The sequence below is a fragment of the Streptococcus rubneri genome (genome assembly GCF_004785935.1).
Taxonomy (GTDB): Bacteria; Bacillota; Bacilli; order Lactobacillales; family Streptococcaceae; genus Streptococcus; species Streptococcus rubneri.
In genome coordinates this window covers 454816-472198 of sequence record NZ_SRRP01000001.1, presented here as the reverse complement: position 1 = coordinate 472198, position 17383 = coordinate 454816, and the positions used below count along the sequence as shown (strand labels likewise).

Genomic DNA, 17383 nt, shown 5'->3' with positions numbered 1-17383 from the left:
TGATGGTGTGATTTATTTTGACAATGCGGCGACTAGCCCTCTCAGCCCTAGTGTTATTGAAGCAATGACCCAAACCATGGGAACTGTATTTGGCAACCCATCCAGTCTGCATGCGCATGGACGCGAGGCGAAAAAGCTCCTCAGAGATGCTCGCCAAACTATAGCTAGTTGCTTACATACCAAAAGCGATCAAATTACCTTTACTTCTGGTGGAACTGAAAGCAATAATACTGTGATCAAAGGATACTGTCTCAAACATCAGGACAAAGGGAAGCATATTATTACAACTGCCATTGAGCACCACGCTGTTCTTGAGCCAATTGACTATTTAGTAGACCAGTTTGGTTTTGAAGTCACGGTCATCCAACCAGTAAACCAGACAATCCGCCCTGAAGATATTCAGGCAGCTCTTCGTCCGGATACCATCCTCGTTTCTACTATGTTCGCTAATAATGAAACAGGAGATTTATTACCTATTAAGGAAATTGCTGACCTCTTACAAGATCATCCTGCAGCCTATCATGTCGATGCTGTACAAGCAATTGGAAAAATTTTAGTCGCTCCAGATGAACTAGGCATTGATTTCCTAAGTGCTTCAGCTCATAAATTTCATGGACCAAAGGGTGTTGGCTTTCTCTACGCAAAGACTCCAAACTTCTTTAACCTTCTCCACGGAGGTGATCAAGAGGGGAAACATCGGGCCAGTACCGAAAATCTTGTTTCGATTGTAGGAATGGCTCAAGCCCTTAAAGAAGCCTGCGAACAGATGGACTCCCATTATCAGTCCATTAAAAATCTTTCTGACCAACTCATAGATGGCTTGGGAGATTTGAACTATTATCTAAATGGGTCTGACCATAAGCTTCCTCATGTATTAAACATTGGCTTTCCAGCTGTGAGCAACGATACCCTTTTACTTCGTTTGGATCTTGCTGGCATCTCAATTTCTACAGGCTCTGCTTGTACTGCTGGGACCGTGCAACCCAGCCATGTCCTAGCAGCTTATTATGGGGCTGAGTCCCCTCGCTTGAAAGAATCTATTCGGATTAGCTTTTCCGAATTCAATACTTCTGACGAAGTAACGAGCTTTATTAAAACAATTCATCAACTATTAGGAGAACTACATGGCATTTGAAACATCTGTCTCATTGACGAACTGCGACTATACCTACGCAATTCATCCAAACATTAAGAAATATACTCTGCGTGATAACACCTTTTCTGTCACTAAGGTAGGAAACTACGAATTAAATCGTCTTTTGGAAGCTGTACCAAATAGTGGAGATGGCTTTAAATTAAAGATTATCTTCAATAAGGACCTTACAGGATTTAAGATCAATATCACGGATAAATCCGGCCTTCGTTTGGTTAACATTTTTAAAAATCCAGGAAACAAAATCATCCAACAAAAATTCTACTTCCTAATGGATAGTCTAGTAGAACGTGAGATCTTTGAAAAAATTGAAAACTAAGGGTAAAGGGAATGATGACCCTAACCTAACTAGATGCCTACCACGTTCAACGTCAGGTATCCTTTGAGAACTTAGACTCCTGTCCCATATCCTTCTCTGGTTGCGTCTCTCTTCCTGATTCTTATCAAGTAAACTCACTGACTTACCAAGGTCTTCTTCTTCCCTTTTATGGGGAATTGGCGACCTTTATCGTTGCCTTTTTCAGTTCCATGAAAAAGAGAGTAAACTTTCATAAATACATATATAACACCAAATATTGGTGTTTTTTTATTAGAGATAGTTGATTTTTTCACAAACTTTTTATAAAATAGATTAGAAAGGTTGTGATATTGTGAAACAAGATAAGAATAATCCAATTCCTCGCGCCACTGCAAAACGGCTTTCCTTGTATTACCGCATTTTCAAGCGCTTTAATGCAGAAAACATTGAACGAGCCAACTCCAAACAAATTGCGGAAGCCATTGGGATTGACTCTGCAACTGTTCGTCGTGACTTCTCCTACTTTGGTGAGTTAGGACGTCGTGGTTTCGGCTACGATGTCAAGAAGTTGATGAACTTTTTTGCAGACCTCTTGAATGATACTTCAATTACCAACGTTGCGATTGTAGGAATTGGAAATATGGGAAGTGCTCTACTCCACTATCGTTTCCATGAACGGAATAAGATGAAAATCGTTATGGCTTTCGATACGGATGATCATGAATTGGTTGATACTAAGAGCAAGGATGGGATTCCTATTTTCGGTATTTCAAGTCTAAAAGAAAAATTAGCTGGTCAGGATATTCAGACGGCTATTTTAACCGTTCCGAGTGTTAAATCCCAAGAGGTAGCAAGCCTACTGGTAGAAGCTGGCATCAAGGGAATATTAAGCTTTTCACCTGTTCATCTATCAGTCCCAAAGGATGTCGTCGTTCAATATGTAGACCTAACAAGTGAGTTACAAACTCTACTCTACTTTATGAGAAAAAATAATCCTTAAATCGGAGCCGATTCAAGAAACTGGACTAGAAGAAACCAGGTTTCCTAACGAAAAAAGGAGCGAGGAGAGTGATCCTATCATTCACCTCGCTTCTTTTTATCTTTCTATACACTTTAGACCAAGAGGTCCGTTTCTTCCCTATAGCTATAATAATCATCAGCAGAGACAATCAAATGATCTAAAAAGACGATTCCTAAGCAATTACAAGCATCCAGCATCTGTTGTGTGACCCTATCGTCATTCTTACTAGGTCTTATAAAACCGGAAGGATGATTGTGAACGAGAATGACGGAAGTCGCCATATGCTTCACAGCATAGTGAAGAATCTCTCTAGGCTCAGCAATGCTTCGATCGACCGTTCCAATAAAAATGACCTGTTGATGGATAATATGGTTTTGAGTATTTAAATAGAGTGCTACGAGATGCTCCTGTTTTTTTTGCCCTATTTCTTGTTGCATCATATGAGCAAGCTTTTGGCTACTTATGATTTGCTCAGTTTCTATGACTTCTGCAGCCTGTACTCTTTTTCCAAGTTCGATGGCCGCCAACAGCTCAATCGCCTTTACCTTTCCAATACCAGGGATTTCTTGTAATTCCTGTAGACTTAAACTCCCAAGATCTTTCAGACTCTTGAGAGTTGCTAAAAGGTCCTGAGAAATTTCATAAACATTCTTTGATTTGTTCCCCGTTCGCAAAAGAATAGAAAGTAATTCTTGATGACTAAGTTTGTCTGCCCCTTCTGCAACCATTCGTTCTCTTGGTAAGAGACCTGATTCTTGAAAAACGATATTATACATAAAAAACCTCCTCAATTAATAATTCGCAATTGAGGAGGAAAATGGTTGCTTCTTTAGAGAAATTTTTAAACGGGACAAACCTCTTCCTTAAGGTTCTCCAATATTCTAGTCTCTTCATTTGTAAATGAAATTCGATAGCCTTTTTGGACCTGGTCCAGAGTAGCTAAAAATTGACGGATTTCACATCGAATTAAATGTTCTTGTCCTGAAGGAAGGCTTTCAATCGCCTCATAGACTTGTTCAACTTCATAGATTCCCTTGGTAACAAGACCAGTCTTTGGGAAATCATTGACAAGCAAACCATAAAAATGACTTAAGAGTTTATAAATATGGTCCTTACTCATCTATCATCCTCCATATTGTTTTCTATCACAACTATATTATAGAACAGAAACCTTCAAAAGATATGTCAGTATGGTTACAATTTGTAACCGTTTGCTTACAAGTTGGCAAAAGAATAACAAGAAAAGAGGCTTTTTAACCTCTTTTCTTTTTGATTACAATTGCATTTGATTGTAAGACTTGCTGAAAGCTTCTAAAATCTCTTTTGGAGCTTGATCATAGTCTACAGATGTTTCTAACGTACCTTTAACAATAATCCGATTGGTTGCAGCTAAATCATCACAGGTAACCAAAGTAATCTCATTAACACCTTCGTGGTCAGCAATGACATCAATACGATCCGGAGATACTGTTTCCAAAGAGGTAATCACATAGGTATAGATCTTTTCTTTATCTGTGACATAGATTTTCATTCCAGCCTTGGCATTGTCCAATGGAGAAAAGAGCATAGCATTCGCGCCTGTTAATCCAAAGACATGGTGACTAGCTAAGGAGTAATTCCCTTGGCCCATGACTTGATCTTCCTTCATGGTACCAGCTCCATAATAGAGACCCACATTGTCCAAACCTTTAAAAATAGGAAGATTCATCTTTAATTCTGGGATTGCAATTCCTCCAATTACTGGTAACTTCTGTGCCTGCCATTGAGCATTAATCACTGCCTCTGTCGACAGAGATTTTACCTCTTGAAAATCAAAGCTAGTCTTAGCTTCCTTATTCTTCTCAATAGTCTTTTTCGAAACTTTGCTCACCTGGTACTTATTTGTATGCCAGACCATAATCATGTTTCGAATCGGTGCATTAAAAATGAGAGCAATTGATAAAAGGATTAACAAGGTTGCAACAATATTTATCAGACGATTGCGCAAACTTTTTTTCACTTTTTTTCTTTTTCTAGATGCCATTCTATATCTTATCCTTCACTTTCAGTTTCAATTTCTGAGTCATCTTTTTCATCCGCTTGAACGGTTGTAAAGGTTACGATTTGAGCATCTTGATCTAAACGCATGACTTTTACACCCATAGTCGAGCGACCAGTTTGTGAAATATTGGCAACACTCGTACGAATCATAACGCCTGTGTTGGTGATAATCATTAAGTCTTCATCTCCCTTGACAGTCATGAGACCAGCCAGAGGACCATTCTTATCGACGACATTAGCAGTTTTAATCCCTTTACCACCACGTCCTTTTGTTGGATACTCATCAGCACGCGTGCGTTTACCGTATCCCTTTTCAGTGATAATCAATACTTCATCTTGATCGGTAATCACACTTGCACCGACCACTTGGTCACCTGGACGAAGATTAACCCCTCGTACTCCGGTCGCTGAACGCCCCATATTCCGAACAACAGACTCTTTGAAGCGGACCGAATATCCATATTTAGTCCCTATGATAACGTCTGTATTTCCATCGGTGAGGAAGACGTTAATCAACTCATCCTCATCTTTCAGATTAAGAGCTTTCAAACCATTTTGACGGATATTGGCAAACTCGGTCACACTGGTCCGTTTAACTAGTCCAGAACGAGTTGTAAAGAAGAGATAGGCGTCTTCACTCCGATCTTGAGCAACATTAATAATGGTCTGAATCGATTCTCCATCATCTAACTTAAGCAAGTTAACAATAGGTAGCCCCTTGGCTGTACGACCATATTCTGGAATTTCATACCCTTTCAGACGGTATACACGCCCCTTATTGGTAAAGAATAGTAAACGATCATGAGTACTGGTAGAAACCAATTCGCGGACGAAATCATCATCCTTAACACCAGTCCCTTGAACACCGCGGCCACCTCGTTTCTGAGCAGTAAATTCGTCCTGATCGAGACGTTTGATGTAGCCTTTATTAGACAGCGTAATCAATACATTGGTCTCTTCAATCAAGTCTTCATCTTCTAGTGAAAGAACTTCTCCCACCATCAACTCCGTGCGACGTGGATCTCCAAACTTGCGTTTTACTTCATCCAGCTCTTCCTTGATAATCGTAGCTACACGCTCAGGCTTGGCTAGGATATCTGTAAGATCTGCAATCAAGGCAATGAGGTCATCGTATTCGCTTTGGATCTTATCGCGTTCCAAACCAGTCAAACGACGAAGACGCATATCCAAGATAGCTTGACTTTGTCGCTCAGAAAGCTTGAACTTACTCATCAATTCTGCCTGTGCTTCTGCATCTGTCTGGCTATTCCGAATGATTTTAATCACTTCATCGATATGATCAAGAGCGATTAGGAGACCTTCTAAAATATGGGCACGTGCTTCTGCCTTCTCTTTATCAAAGATGGTCCGACGAGTCACCACTTCTTTTTGGTGTTCAATATAAGACCCTAAAATCTCACGAAGCGAGAGAATCTTTGGAACACCATTTTGGATGGCCAACATATTGAAACCAAAGTTGGTTTGCATTTGGGTCATCTTGAAAAGATTGTTTAAGATAACATTGGCTGAAGCATCCCGGCGGACTTCAATGACGAAACGGACCCCCTCACGGTTGGACTCATCTCGAACTGCCGTAATTCCATCAATCCGTTTTTCTTGGACTAAACGAACAATATGTTCATGGACTTTTGTCTTATTGACCATATAAGGAAATTCTGTAACAACAATGCGTTCACGGCCTGTCTTGGTCTCTTCAATTTCTGTCCGAGACCGTAAGACAATTGAGCCTTTTCCTGTTTCATAGGCCTTATGAATACCTGATTTGCCCATGACCAAGGCCCCGGTTGGGAAATCTGGTCCAGGAAGCACTTCCATCAGTTCGCGCGTTGTCACGTCCGGATTGTCCATCATTAACTTGACCGCTTCAATGGACTCTCCAAGGTTATGTGGAGGAATATTTGTCGCCATCCCAACCGCAATCCCTGTTGCACCATTGACTAGTAAATTAGGGAAGCGGGCTGGAAGAACATTCGGTTCACGTTCGCTAGCGTCGTAGTTATCTGTAAAGTCAACCGTATTCTTGTTGATATCACGGAGCATCTCCAGCGCAATTTTGCTCATACGAGCTTCAGTATAACGCTGGGCGGCAGCTCCATCTCCATCCATAGAACCAAAGTTTCCATGGCCGTCTACGAGCATATAGCGATAGCTCCACCATTGAGCCATCCGAACCATAGCCTCATAAATAGAGGAGTCACCATGCGGATGGTATTTACCCATTACATCCCCAGTAATACGGGCAGATTTCTTATGTGGTTTATCTGGTGTAACCCCAAGTTCATTCATTCCATAAAGGATCCGACGATGAACTGGCTTTAAACCATCTCGCACGTCAGGAAGAGCCCGAGACACGATAACACTCATAGCGTAATCGATAAAACTGGTCTTCATTTCTGATGTTAAATTAACATCAATTAAATTATTATCCTGCATTAAAACAATGCCTCTCTTTAATTAATTCACTCTACTATTATAACATATTCTGCCTTATTTTTCTGGTTTCTAACACATTCATAAAAACGTTTACATAGGCAAAACGATCGTAATTCCGTGACAAAAAAATGCAAAAGTGGTAGAATAAAACCGAATGGGGAAAGCCCAAAAAAAATGAAGGAGACGTTTAGAAAATGACTTTAACTAAACAACATAAAAAAGTTATCCTTGTTGGTGATGGTGCGGTAGGTTCATCTTACGCTTTTGCACTTGTTACTCAAGGAATCGCACAAGAACTTGGTATCATCGAAATCCCTCAATTATTTGAAAAAGCGGTTGGTGATGCAGAAGACCTTAGCCATGCCCTTGCCTTCACTTCACCTAAGAAGATCTATGCTGCTAAGTACGAAGACTGTGCGGATGCGGACTTAGTTGTTATTACAGCAGGCGCTCCTCAAAAACCAGGCGAAACTCGTCTTGACCTCGTTGGTAAAAACCTTGCCATCAACAAATCTATCGTTGAGCAAGTCGTTGCTTCAGGATTTGATGGTATCTTCCTTGTAGCCGCAAACCCAGTTGACGTCTTGACATACTCTACTTGGAAATTCTCAGGTTTCCCTAAAGAACGCGTTATCGGTTCTGGTACTTCTCTTGACTCAGCTCGTTTCCGTCAAGCCCTTGCTGAAACTATCGGCGTTGACGCTCGTTCAGTCCATGCCTACATCATGGGCGAACACGGTGACTCAGAGTTCGCTGTTTGGTCACATGCCAACGTTGCTGGTGTAAAATTGGAACAATGGTTGCAAGCAAACCGTGACTTGAATGAAGCTGACCTTGTAGATCTCTTCATCTCTGTTCGTGATGCTGCCTACTCCATCATCAACAAAAAAGGTGCTACATACTACGGTATCGCCGTTGCCCTTGCTCGTATCACTCGTGCCATCCTTGATGACGAAAATGCAGTTCTTCCACTTTCAGTCTTCCAAGAAGGTCAATACGGTGTTGAAAACGTCTTTATCGGTCAACCAGCGATCGTTGGTGCACACGGTATCGTTCGTCCAGTTAACATCCCATTGAACGACGCTGAAACACAAAAAATGCAAGCATCTGCAAAAGAATTACAAGCGATTATCGACGAAGCATGGAAGAACCCAGAATTCCAAGCAGCTTCTAAAAACTAAACAAATACTTAAACACCATGTCTTAGGACATGGTGTTTTCTTGATCTCATCGAAAAGGGCTCTGAGAGTCCGATACTGCTCTTAAAAATTCAGGCTCTATAATTTCTGTAGTGGGTAAAACCACCATAGGAATTATGGAGTCTATTTTGTTGTAGAAAAAAAGCCCCATAAGACCTATAATGAAAAGTGACCAAACCATCATTAGAAAGAATCTTATGGAACAATTAAATTTTATCACAAACATACTCGGAATTAAAGACAAGAACATCATAATCTTGGATTATCTGGATTCTGGAACACATAAAGAAATCATCGCTAAGCTAGATTACCCTACACCTAAGTGTCACAGCTGTCATGGACAAATGGCTAAATATGACTTCCAAAAAGAATCCAAAATTCCCTATCTAGAGTGTGCGGGCTACAAGACTCTCATTCGATTGAGAAAACGACGTTTTCGTTGTAAAGTCTGCGGGAAAATGGCAGTTTCAGAAACCTCCTTAGTCAAGAAGAATCACCAGATCGCAACCATCGTCAAACAGAAAATCACTCAAAAATTGATTGAGAAAGTCCCTATGACTAGCATAGCCGAAAGTTTATCCGTCTCTACTTCAACAGTTATTCGTCAGTTACATAAATTTAAATTTAAGACTAACCTTAACTACCTTCCAGAACATATGAACTGGGATGAGTACGGCTTCAAGAAAGGTAAGATGAGCTTTATTGCACAGGACTACGATACAAGAAAGATCGTGGCTATCCTAGATGGACGGACTCAAGCAACTATTCGCAATCATTTCCTTCGTTATTCTAAACAAGTGAGAAGTTGCGTGAAAGTCATTACTATGGACATGTTTAGTCCCTACTACGATATTGCCAGAAAACTTTTTCCAAATGCTAAAATCGTTCTTGATCGCTTTCACATTGTCCAGCATCTCAGTCGAGCAATGAATCGCGTACGCATCCAAATTATGAATCAGTTTGATCGAAGATCACACGAATATAAAGCACTGAAACGTTACTGGAAACTCATTCAACAGGATAGCCGTAAACTCAGTGATAAACGATTTTATCGACCAATTTTTCGGTCACACTTGGCCAATAAAGAGGTTCTAGAAAAGTTGCTTTCATACTCTCAAGAACTTAGACAGCACTATGATCTCTATCAACTCCTACTCTTTCATTTTCAAGAGAAACAGACGGACCATTTCTTTAGTCTTATTGAAGAAACAATTTCTTCTGTAAATCCTATTTTTCAAACTGTATTTAAGACCTTTTTGAAAGATAAGGACAAGATCATGAATGCACTGGAACTTCCCTACTCAAACGCAAAACTTGAGGCCACAAATAACCTCATCAAAGTCATCAAGCGAAATGCTTTTGGCTTCCGGAACTTTGACAACTTTAAAACTAGAATTCTAATTGCTTTGAACATCAAAAAGGAGAGAACCAATTTGGTCCTCTCCAGGTTGTAACTTTTCATCAACCCACAACAGTTGACAAAGAGCCAAAATTCACAGGTATCTTTCCATCTAGATACAAAAAAAGAGAGCCACTCCGCTCTCCTATCCTTATCCACCCTGAGGGAATCGAACCCCCATCTCAAGAACCGGAATCTTACGTGATATCCATTACACTAAGGGTGGCAACTGTTATAGTATATCAAATTCTCGAGAATATTACAAGTAAAAAAGAGAGTGGGACAGAAATCGGTAATTCGTTAGAATTCGATTTCGTCGTCCCACCTCCGCACAGTTGAGTAGGGCTGTAAAAGCTGATGAATTCAGCGTAGTAGAGCCCACTCAACCACTGCGTCTTGCTCGATAATCCAAAGACAATTGAGAGGCTAGGACTTTTGTCCCAGCCTCTTTTGAATATTACAATTCGATATCGCCAAACAAGTCAGCCATTGAGAATCCAGTTTGAGTTTCTGGAAGTTCAAAGTCACGTTTTTCTTGTTTTGGACGACGTGGACGTTGTTGACGTTTTTCTTGTTTTTCGCCTTCTTCTTGAGCTGGACGTTCTTCAAGAGCTTTGATAGAAAGTGATACACGTTCATCAGCAGCATTTACTTCAAGAACTTTAACAGTTACTTCTTGTCCAACTTTAAGCACATCTTTTGGATTTTCAACACGTTTGTGTGAAATTTGTGAGATGTGTACAAGTCCATCGATACCTGGCAATACTTCAACGAATGCACCGAAGTCAGTCAAACGTTTAACAGTACCTTCGATTACATCACCAGCAGCCAATTTTTGTTCTACGCCATCCCATGGTCCAGGTGTTGTTGCTTTCAATGAAAGTGATACGCGACCTTCTTCTTCGTTCAAGTCAAGAACTTTTACTTCAATTTCTTCACCTACAGTTACGACTGACTTAGGTGAAACGTTGCGTTCGTGTGACAATTCAGTCAAGTGAACCAATCCATCAACCCCACCAAGGTCGATGAAAGCACCGAAGCTAGTGATACGAGCAACTTTACCAGTTACAACGTCACCAACGTTCAATTTACCAAATACTTCAGCGCGAGCTGCAGCTGATGCAGCTTCAACAACTTCACGACGAGAAAGGATGAAGCGGTTTTCTTTTGCGTCAACTTCTTTGATTTTAGCATCAAATTCTTGACCTACGAAACGTTCAGTGTTACGTACAAAACGAGTATCAAGCATTGAAGCTGGAATAAATCCACGAAGTCCTTCAAATTCTACTGAAAGTCCGCCCTTAACAGCGCGAGTTCCTTTAACAGTAACAACTTCTTCTTCACGTCCGACCAATTTGTCCCATGCTTTGCGAGCTTCCAAACGTTTTTTAGATACAAGGTAAGTTACTGTATCAGTATCTTTACCAACTACTTGACGAAGAACAAGCAATTCAAGTGTTTCACCTGGTTTTACCAAGTCGTTGATGTCAGCATCACGATCGTTTGTCAATTCGCGAAGAGTCAAGACACCTTCGACACCAGTTCCAGAGATTGCAACGTTAGCTTGTGTAGCGTCAACTGTTAATACTTCAGCAGTAACGACGTCACCTGGTTCAACTTGGCTAACACTGTTTAGCAAATCTTCAAATTCATTCATCTAAAAAATCCTCCAACAATCAAGTTTTCTAAACTTGACATACTTATAATTATTTTTCCTAAGCAAGCACTCGCAACGACATCAAATGATCTATAACGATTTCATCATATAAAGAAATAAAATACCTGAGTAGATATTTTACCACCTTATCTGATATTACCTAGAACTGGGGTAGCTGGATTCGAACCAACGCATGAGGGAGTCAAAGTCCCTTGCCTTACCGCTTGGCTATACCCCAAAAAGAGCGCTGACCTTAGTCACTTTATCATCGTCACAATGAACGCCAATGGAGAGAGAGGGATTCGAACCCCCGAACCCGAAGGAGCGGATTTACAGTCCGCCGCGTTTAGCCTCTTCGCTATCTCTCCAAGCAAATCAACAGTCACAATTATACCATTGATTTAATTAAAATGCAACCCCTTATTTGTTCAAATTGTAATTTTCGATGGCACTTTCCACTGCTTTTTCAAGGGATTTATAGAGACTGTCTACAGATGCATTTTTAACAAGGGCAAATTGGGCACCCATATCAGCAATCTCAGCAATAGCCTTCTTCCCAATCGTTAATTGGTAGCCATCAAAGGTTTCCTTACCTACAACCACTTTACTATCTGCAATTTGAATTTCGATTTTTTTATCTTTTTTACTCATTCTTCTACCTCATTTCAACCCCTTTATTTTACAAAAATTTTCACATGCTTGCAAGCCGAAAATGTTTCATGATTAAATTATTTTATTTTGCTAGTATTTATTCCTATGAAAAAAGAGGGAGTCCCCCCTCTTATGATTGATTTATTCAGTTACCTTGAAGATCCATCCTTCTGGTGCTTCAATATCACCAAACTGAATGCCCGTTAATTCATCATAAAGCTTCCGGGTAATCGGTCCTACTTCCGTTTCTGAATAGAAGACATGGAAATCATCTCCGTGCTGAACACCCCCGATTGGAGAAATAACTGCGGCAGTTCCACAAGCACCTGCTTCGACAAAGCGGTCTAGATGATCGATTGGGACATCCCCTTCGATTGGTTTCAAACCAAGACGATGCTCAGCAAGATAGAGCAAGGAATACTTGGTAATAGATGGCAGAATTGATGGGCTAAGTGGAGTCACAAACTCATTATCAGCTGTTATTCCAAAGAAGTTAGCAGATCCCACTTCTTCAATCTTAGTGTGGGTCGCTGGATCCAAGTAAATCACGTCTGAGAAGTTCCGAGACTTAGCTAATTTACCAGGTAAGAGGCTAGCGGCATAGTTTCCACCGACTTTCGCTGCACCCGTCCCATGAGGAGCTGCCCGGTCATATTCGTCTTGGATTAAGAAGTTGGTTGGAACCAAGCCACCCTTGAAGTAGTTTCCAACTGGCATAGCAAAGATCGTAAAGATGTATTCTTCTGCTGGCTTCACTCCTATGATATCTCCGACTCCAATCAAAAGCGGACGAAGATAGAGTGTTCCACCTGTTCCATACGGTGGGACATATTCTTCATTGGCACGCACTACTGCTTTACAAGCTTCCACAAACATATCCGTTGGAACTTGAGGCATCAAAAGACGATCAGCGGTCCGTTGAAGGCGTTTGGCATTTTCATCTGGACGGAATAATTGAACACTGCCATCCTTTGTCCGATAAGCCTTCAAGCCTTCAAAGGCTTGCTGTCCATAGTGCAAACTTGGAGAAGATTCTGAAATATGAAGAGTGGAATCTTCAGATAACTCTCCCTTCTCCCAGGCTCCATTACGGTAATAAGCAATGTATCGATAGGGTAATTTCATATAAGAAAATCCGAGATTTTCCCAATCAAGTGATACTGTCATTTTTGTTTTCCTTCTTCCATTCAAGACTTGCTAAATAGCAAGAGCCACCTGTGAAGATGACTTTATTCATGTACTCTATTTTACACCATTTCATGAGAATTTCAAGTGAAGTTTGCAATTTTCTGAAAATTTATCAATCAAGAAAGCCAGCCACAAATGAGCTGACTTTTACTTACTTAATTCTAGCTGAATAGACTTCTTGATCAGAGATTTGATCGTTGACAAAGGAACCATTGCTAGTTCGTTCTGACAAGTTGAGTTGGGTAACATCCACTTCTGTCACCTGACCTGTTGTGGAGGTAATCTGAAGGATTTGATCCTGCTCTGCTACTTCTTCCTGGCTCGTAAAGAGATCAAAATCTCCTTGGTCCGTAAAGACTGGACCTGCCTTGAAGACACGGTGTGGTTTAGACTTCAATTCACGTAAGACTTGCAATCCACGTTTGGCCCGGCTGGTCACTGGAATATCGTCCTGGGACATCCGTTTCAGACTGCCTCGCTGGGTCAGAATGTACATGCTTGGCGTCGTCGACTTAAAGACGGCTACCACTTGATCCCCGTCTTTGAGGTTAATGGCTTTAACACCTGCTGCTTTTGCCCCAACTACTGGCACCTCTTCAATATTGAAGCGCAGACCATAGCCATTTTGGGTAATGATCATGATGTCCTCGAGGACAACTGGTGCAACCGCTATGATACGGTCCTCTTGGTCTTTCAGCTTAGCGTACTTCGTTGATTTGGAGCGGTAGGTCCGCCATGGGCTCAATTCCTTGCGTTCAAAGCGCTTGATTTGCCCTTGTTGGGTAGCTGCGAAGTAGGTCACACCTTCAAACTGATCCACAATCTCCGCAAAGAGAATTTCTTCTTCCGTCTCAAAATTGGTCAAGGTCTGACTAAGGTGCTCCCCGATATCCTTCCACTTGGTATCTGCCAATTCATGAACAGGTCGATAAATGGCATTTCCCAAGTTGGTAAAGAGCAAGAGATGCTGGGTAGTCTTAGCAGGCTCAACGAAAATCAATTCATCGTCGTCCCGCTTACCGACTTCTTCCACTGTAGATGCATTGAAAGAACGAGGAGAGGTTCGTTTGATATAACCAGCACGGGTCACACTCACGAAGGTTTCTTCTTCGACAATGAGGCTGGCTGTATCAATCTCAATTGTTTTAGCAGTGTCTTGTAGCTCACTACGACGCGGATTGCCAAAGAGCTTCTTAACTTCACGCAATTCCTTCTTCATGAGATTGAACATGGTCCGTTCATCCCCAATGATAGCGGCCAAGGTCGCGATTTGCTCCTTGAGGTTAGCATGCTCTTCTTCCAAGGTGACGATATCTGTATTGGTCAAACGGTACAGTTGCAAGGTGACAATGGCTTCTGCTTGCTCTTCTGTGAAATCATAGCTGATTTTAAGGTTTTCCTTAGCATCTGCCTTGTTATCAGAAGCACGGATCAGAGCGATGACTTCATCAAGGATGGAAATGACGCGGATCAATCCCTCTACAATGTGGAGGCGTCGTTCAGCCTTTTCCTTGTCAAAGCGCGAGCGAGCGACAATGATATCTCGACGGTGAGCAATGTAGCTTGATAAAATCGGTACAATCCCAACTTGACGAGGGGTATAGTTGTCAATTGCTACCATATTGAAGTTGTAGTTGACCTGCAAATCTGTGTACTTGAACAAGTAGTTCAAGATCAAATCTGCATTGGCATCTTTTTTCAACTCAATGGCAATACGAAGACCATCTCGGTCAGACTCATCCCGCACCTCAGCGATACCGGCCACCTTGTTGTTAACACGGACATCGTCGATCTTCTTGACCAAAACGGCCTTGTTGATCTCATAAGGAATTTCGGTGACCACGATTTGCTGCTTGCCACCTTTGAGCTGCTCGATTTCTGTCTTAGAGCGGACAACCACCCGTCCCTTACCAGTTTCATAGGCTTTCTTGATCTCATCGCGCCCTTGAATAATGGCACCCGTTGGGAAATCAGGCCCAGGTAAAAACTCCATGAGCTTATCTACCTTAGCAGAAGGATGGTCGATCATGTAGACCACCGCATCAATGACTTCAGCAAGGTTATGGGGCGGAATATCTGTCGCATAACCAGCTGAAATACCAGTAGCTCCATTGACCAAGAGGTTTGGAAAGGCTGCAGGCAAAACAGTTGGCTCTTTTTCTGTATCGTCAAAGTTCCAGGCAAATGGCACTGTGTTCTTTTCGATATCTTGAAGGAGATAACCAGCAATTTCAGATAGACGGGCTTCCGTATAACGCATGGCAGCCGGTGGATCACCGTCCATAGAACCATTGTTACCGTGCATCTCAACAAGAATCTCACGATTCTTCCAGTCTTGAGACATGCGGACCATGGCATCATAGATCGAACTATCCCCGTGAGGGTGAAAATTCCCCATGATATTTCCGACAGACTTGGCAGACTTGCGGTAGCCCTTGTCATGGGTATTGCCATCCTTATTCATAGAATAAAGGATCCGCCGCTGAACAGGTTTCAAGCCATCCCGAATATCAGGAAGAGCCCGTTCTTGAATAATGTATTTGGAGTAGCGACCAAAGCGCTCTCCCATGATGTCCTCTAAGGACATATTTTGGATATTACTCATATAAGATACAAAGGGACGTTTCGACTTGCCGAAAATTTCTGTAGAAAAATAGGAAATTGATGCAGGGTTCCATGAACCCAAAGCGATTTATCTTTTTTCCTAAGAAATTAGTCCCGTGTTCAGTTACTACAAGTAACCAAACGATCCTTTCTGTAGTTTTTAATACGTGGTTAAATGTTGGAATCAAGAGTTTCACACAATTTAGGGCGTGTTCAACTCCTTTCAAAGAATGTAGAGTAGATTTTTTAGAAAAAGGAATTCAGTTACTACAAGTAACCAAACGACCCTTTCTGTAGTTTAAAGTGTTTAAAATAGATTATTGAATCAATGATTTGACAGTTTCTCTTCAGCATAAGTCATCATCTTTACAGCCACTTCCTGATCATAAGCAAATCTCATCTTTTGGGCCAGACTTTGAGCTTCTCGATCAAAAACATTCATGGTAGCAAATAAGGACTGATCAACCTTCTCTATACTAGATAGATCAAGAAGTGCTGAGAACACTTTTTCCTTCTCAGCTGGGAGATAGTGAAAAAGGTACTTGTAGTTCTTTCCGATATCAACTGCTCCCCTATCACTTGTCACCTGCCAAGCTAAGACCTTGAGGATTTCTTGCTGGCAAATGCCATAGAGGTGATCAGTCGCATAGATGAGCTGATTTCTTCGAATGGCCTTTACGACATAAGCAGATACCCACCAAAATTCATTGCAGGATACTGCAAATTCCTCTTCGGTAGGCGGACAGGTCCAGTAGCGTTTTGGGCTTGGCAAATACGATTCAAACAAACCTTTGTCATCTTTTATAACTTCAAAATTTGCTTCGCTATCTACCCACTCTTGGATATACTCCTTAGGACAGAGGGTCAAATCAATGCGATTTCCATCTTCAAAAAGCATGAGATAAAGATGACGGTGGTCTACTACGTTATGTTGTGAAATCAGGCGATTTCCAAACTGGTTTAGCCAAGATAAATCTGAAATCAGGTCTTCCAGATCATCAACTATATAGACCACATCGTAATCTTGAAACTCATCTTTTGGGGAATGTGGACTAGTCCGTGAACCAGATAAAGCCACTGCTTCCACTTGGAGAGTTTCAGCAATCTGCACAATTCCTTCCATCATTTCTGTGTCAGTTCTCATTTTAATACCTTTATATAGTTGAACCTACATTTTAAATTAAAATCCTATTTAGATTTTTTTTATGATTATAATTTTTAGAAACTTAAACAGCTGAATAAAGTGAATGATAATCTCCACTCTTATCACTTATCATTTGCTTGACGCCATTCTTTATATGACTCTATGTCTTTTTTTACCATAGACAAACAAAACGAGACAACTGCCATATCATCTACATATCCAACCCCTGGAATAAAGTCGGGAATAAAATCAATTGGAGACGCAAAATAAATAAGCGCACTAGTAACAGCTAAAATGGTTCCATAGGGGACAGAAGTATATTTTCCTTCTGCAAAATTTTTTACTAAAGATATCATGACTGGAATAATAGACAACTCCTTTCCAATCATTGGAATTCCTTCAATCTTTCTCTCTAGTCCACGCAAAAATATATCTAATTTATCTTTATCATTTAATAAGGCTTTAGACTTTCCGTACCCACTTTTAAGAGCTTGTTTTGCTTGCTCTTTATTCATACTATTCGCCATAGGATATTTCTCCACTATTTTATAAATTAATCAATAAAATAAAAATAA

At 41.0% G+C, this 17383-nt stretch carries 15 protein-coding genes, 3 tRNA genes and 1 pseudogene; 6 read left to right on the top strand and 13 right to left on the bottom strand.

What is annotated here, in order from left to right:
• The first annotated feature begins 7 nt into the window (after positions 1 to 7).
• The 4 genes and pseudogenes from E5S68_RS02490 to E5S68_RS02475 all read left to right on the top strand — a co-directional run bounded on the left by E5S68_RS02490 (position 8) and on the right by E5S68_RS02475 (position 2451).
• Entirely contained in the window at positions 8 to 1135 is a 1128-nt protein-coding gene (locus E5S68_RS02490; RefSeq protein WP_135782210.1) for a cysteine desulfurase family protein, read from the top strand.
• Positions 1125 to 1472, top strand: a complete 348-nt coding sequence (locus E5S68_RS02485) for a DUF1831 domain-containing protein (protein WP_135782209.1) — start codon at positions 1125 to 1127, stop codon at positions 1470 to 1472. Before E5S68_RS02490 ends, E5S68_RS02485 begins: the two co-directional genes overlap by 11 nt.
• Before the next feature lie 29 nt (positions 1473 to 1501).
• A pseudogene (locus E5S68_RS02480) lies at positions 1502 to 1707 on the top strand (DUF4649 family protein); the annotation flags it as partial.
• 96 nt (positions 1708 to 1803) lie between these two features.
• Positions 1804 to 2451 (top strand): redox-sensing transcriptional repressor Rex, encoded by a 648-nt coding sequence (locus E5S68_RS02475; RefSeq protein ID WP_135782208.1) that lies wholly within the window; start codon positions 1804 to 1806, stop codon positions 2449 to 2451.
• A gap of 113 nt (positions 2452 to 2564) precedes the next feature.
• Here the strand turns inward: E5S68_RS02475 and radC are convergent, their stop codons facing one another.
• The 4 genes from radC to gyrA all read right to left on the bottom strand — a co-directional run bounded on the left by radC (position 2565) and on the right by gyrA (position 6966).
• A complete protein-coding gene (gene radC, locus E5S68_RS02470; RefSeq protein ID WP_135782207.1) occupies positions 2565 to 3248 on the bottom strand; it encodes a RadC family protein in 684 nt (227 codons plus the stop codon).
• 65 nt (positions 3249 to 3313) lie between these two features.
• Positions 3314 to 3592 (bottom strand): porphobilinogen deaminase, encoded by a 279-nt coding sequence (locus tag E5S68_RS02465; protein WP_135782206.1) that lies wholly within the window; start codon positions 3590 to 3592, stop codon positions 3314 to 3316.
• A 153-nt stretch (positions 3593 to 3745) separates the two neighbouring features.
• Positions 3746 to 4495, bottom strand: a complete 750-nt coding sequence (locus E5S68_RS02460; protein WP_135782205.1) for a class A sortase — start codon at positions 4493 to 4495, stop codon at positions 3746 to 3748.
• A gap of 8 nt (positions 4496 to 4503) precedes the next feature.
• Complete coding sequence (gene gyrA / locus E5S68_RS02455; RefSeq protein WP_135782204.1) at positions 4504 to 6966, bottom strand: DNA gyrase subunit A; 2463 nt, start codon at positions 6964 to 6966, stop codon at positions 4504 to 4506.
• A gap of 194 nt (positions 6967 to 7160) precedes the next feature.
• On the opposite strand from gyrA, the gene E5S68_RS02450 reads away from it, so the two are divergent.
• Both E5S68_RS02450 and E5S68_RS02445 read left to right on the top strand, forming a co-directional pair.
• Complete coding sequence (locus E5S68_RS02450; protein WP_117744218.1) at positions 7161 to 8147, top strand: L-lactate dehydrogenase; 987 nt, start codon at positions 7161 to 7163, stop codon at positions 8145 to 8147.
• 215 nt (positions 8148 to 8362) lie between these two features.
• Entirely contained in the window at positions 8363 to 9619 is a 1257-nt protein-coding gene (locus tag E5S68_RS02445; protein ID WP_135782046.1) for an ISL3 family transposase, read from the top strand.
• Positions 9620 to 9718: 99 nt separating this feature from the next.
• On the opposite strand, the gene E5S68_RS02440 is transcribed toward E5S68_RS02445, so the two are convergent.
• The 9 genes from E5S68_RS02440 to E5S68_RS02395 all read right to left on the bottom strand — a co-directional run bounded on the left by E5S68_RS02440 (position 9719) and on the right by E5S68_RS02395 (position 17335).
• Positions 9719 to 9790, bottom strand: a tRNA-Arg gene (locus tag E5S68_RS02440).
• A gap of 231 nt (positions 9791 to 10021) precedes the next feature.
• The gene (rpsA, locus tag E5S68_RS02430; protein ID WP_006596419.1) at positions 10022 to 11221 is read right to left on the bottom strand and encodes a 30S ribosomal protein S1; all 1200 of its coding nucleotides are present in this window, start codon (positions 11219 to 11221) and stop codon (positions 10022 to 10024) included.
• 166 nt (positions 11222 to 11387) lie between these two features.
• Positions 11388 to 11459: transfer RNA gene (locus E5S68_RS02425), tRNA-Gln, on the bottom strand.
• Positions 11460 to 11508: 49 nt separating this feature from the next.
• Positions 11509 to 11589, bottom strand: a tRNA-Tyr gene (locus tag E5S68_RS02420).
• Between the two features lie 52 nt (positions 11590 to 11641).
• Positions 11642 to 11872 carry a DUF2969 domain-containing protein gene (locus E5S68_RS02415; RefSeq protein WP_006596420.1) on the bottom strand — a complete coding sequence of 77 codons (231 nt, stop codon included), beginning with the start codon at positions 11870 to 11872 and terminating at the stop codon, positions 11642 to 11644.
• A 141-nt stretch (positions 11873 to 12013) separates the two neighbouring features.
• Positions 12014 to 13039, bottom strand: coding sequence for a branched-chain amino acid aminotransferase (locus E5S68_RS02410; RefSeq protein WP_135782203.1), 1026 nt, complete (start codon positions 13037 to 13039; stop codon positions 12014 to 12016).
• A 172-nt stretch (positions 13040 to 13211) separates the two neighbouring features.
• Positions 13212 to 15665, bottom strand: coding sequence for a DNA topoisomerase IV subunit A (parC, locus tag E5S68_RS02405; protein ID WP_135782202.1), 2454 nt, complete (start codon positions 15663 to 15665; stop codon positions 13212 to 13214).
• A gap of 324 nt (positions 15666 to 15989) precedes the next feature.
• Complete coding sequence (locus tag E5S68_RS02400) at positions 15990 to 16808, bottom strand: aminoglycoside 6-adenylyltransferase (RefSeq protein WP_135782201.1); 819 nt, start codon at positions 16806 to 16808, stop codon at positions 15990 to 15992.
• A 122-nt stretch (positions 16809 to 16930) separates the two neighbouring features.
• Positions 16931 to 17335 (bottom strand): YkvA family protein, encoded by a 405-nt coding sequence (locus E5S68_RS02395; RefSeq protein ID WP_135782200.1) that lies wholly within the window; start codon positions 17333 to 17335, stop codon positions 16931 to 16933.
• Positions 17336 to 17383 lie beyond the last annotated feature (48 nt).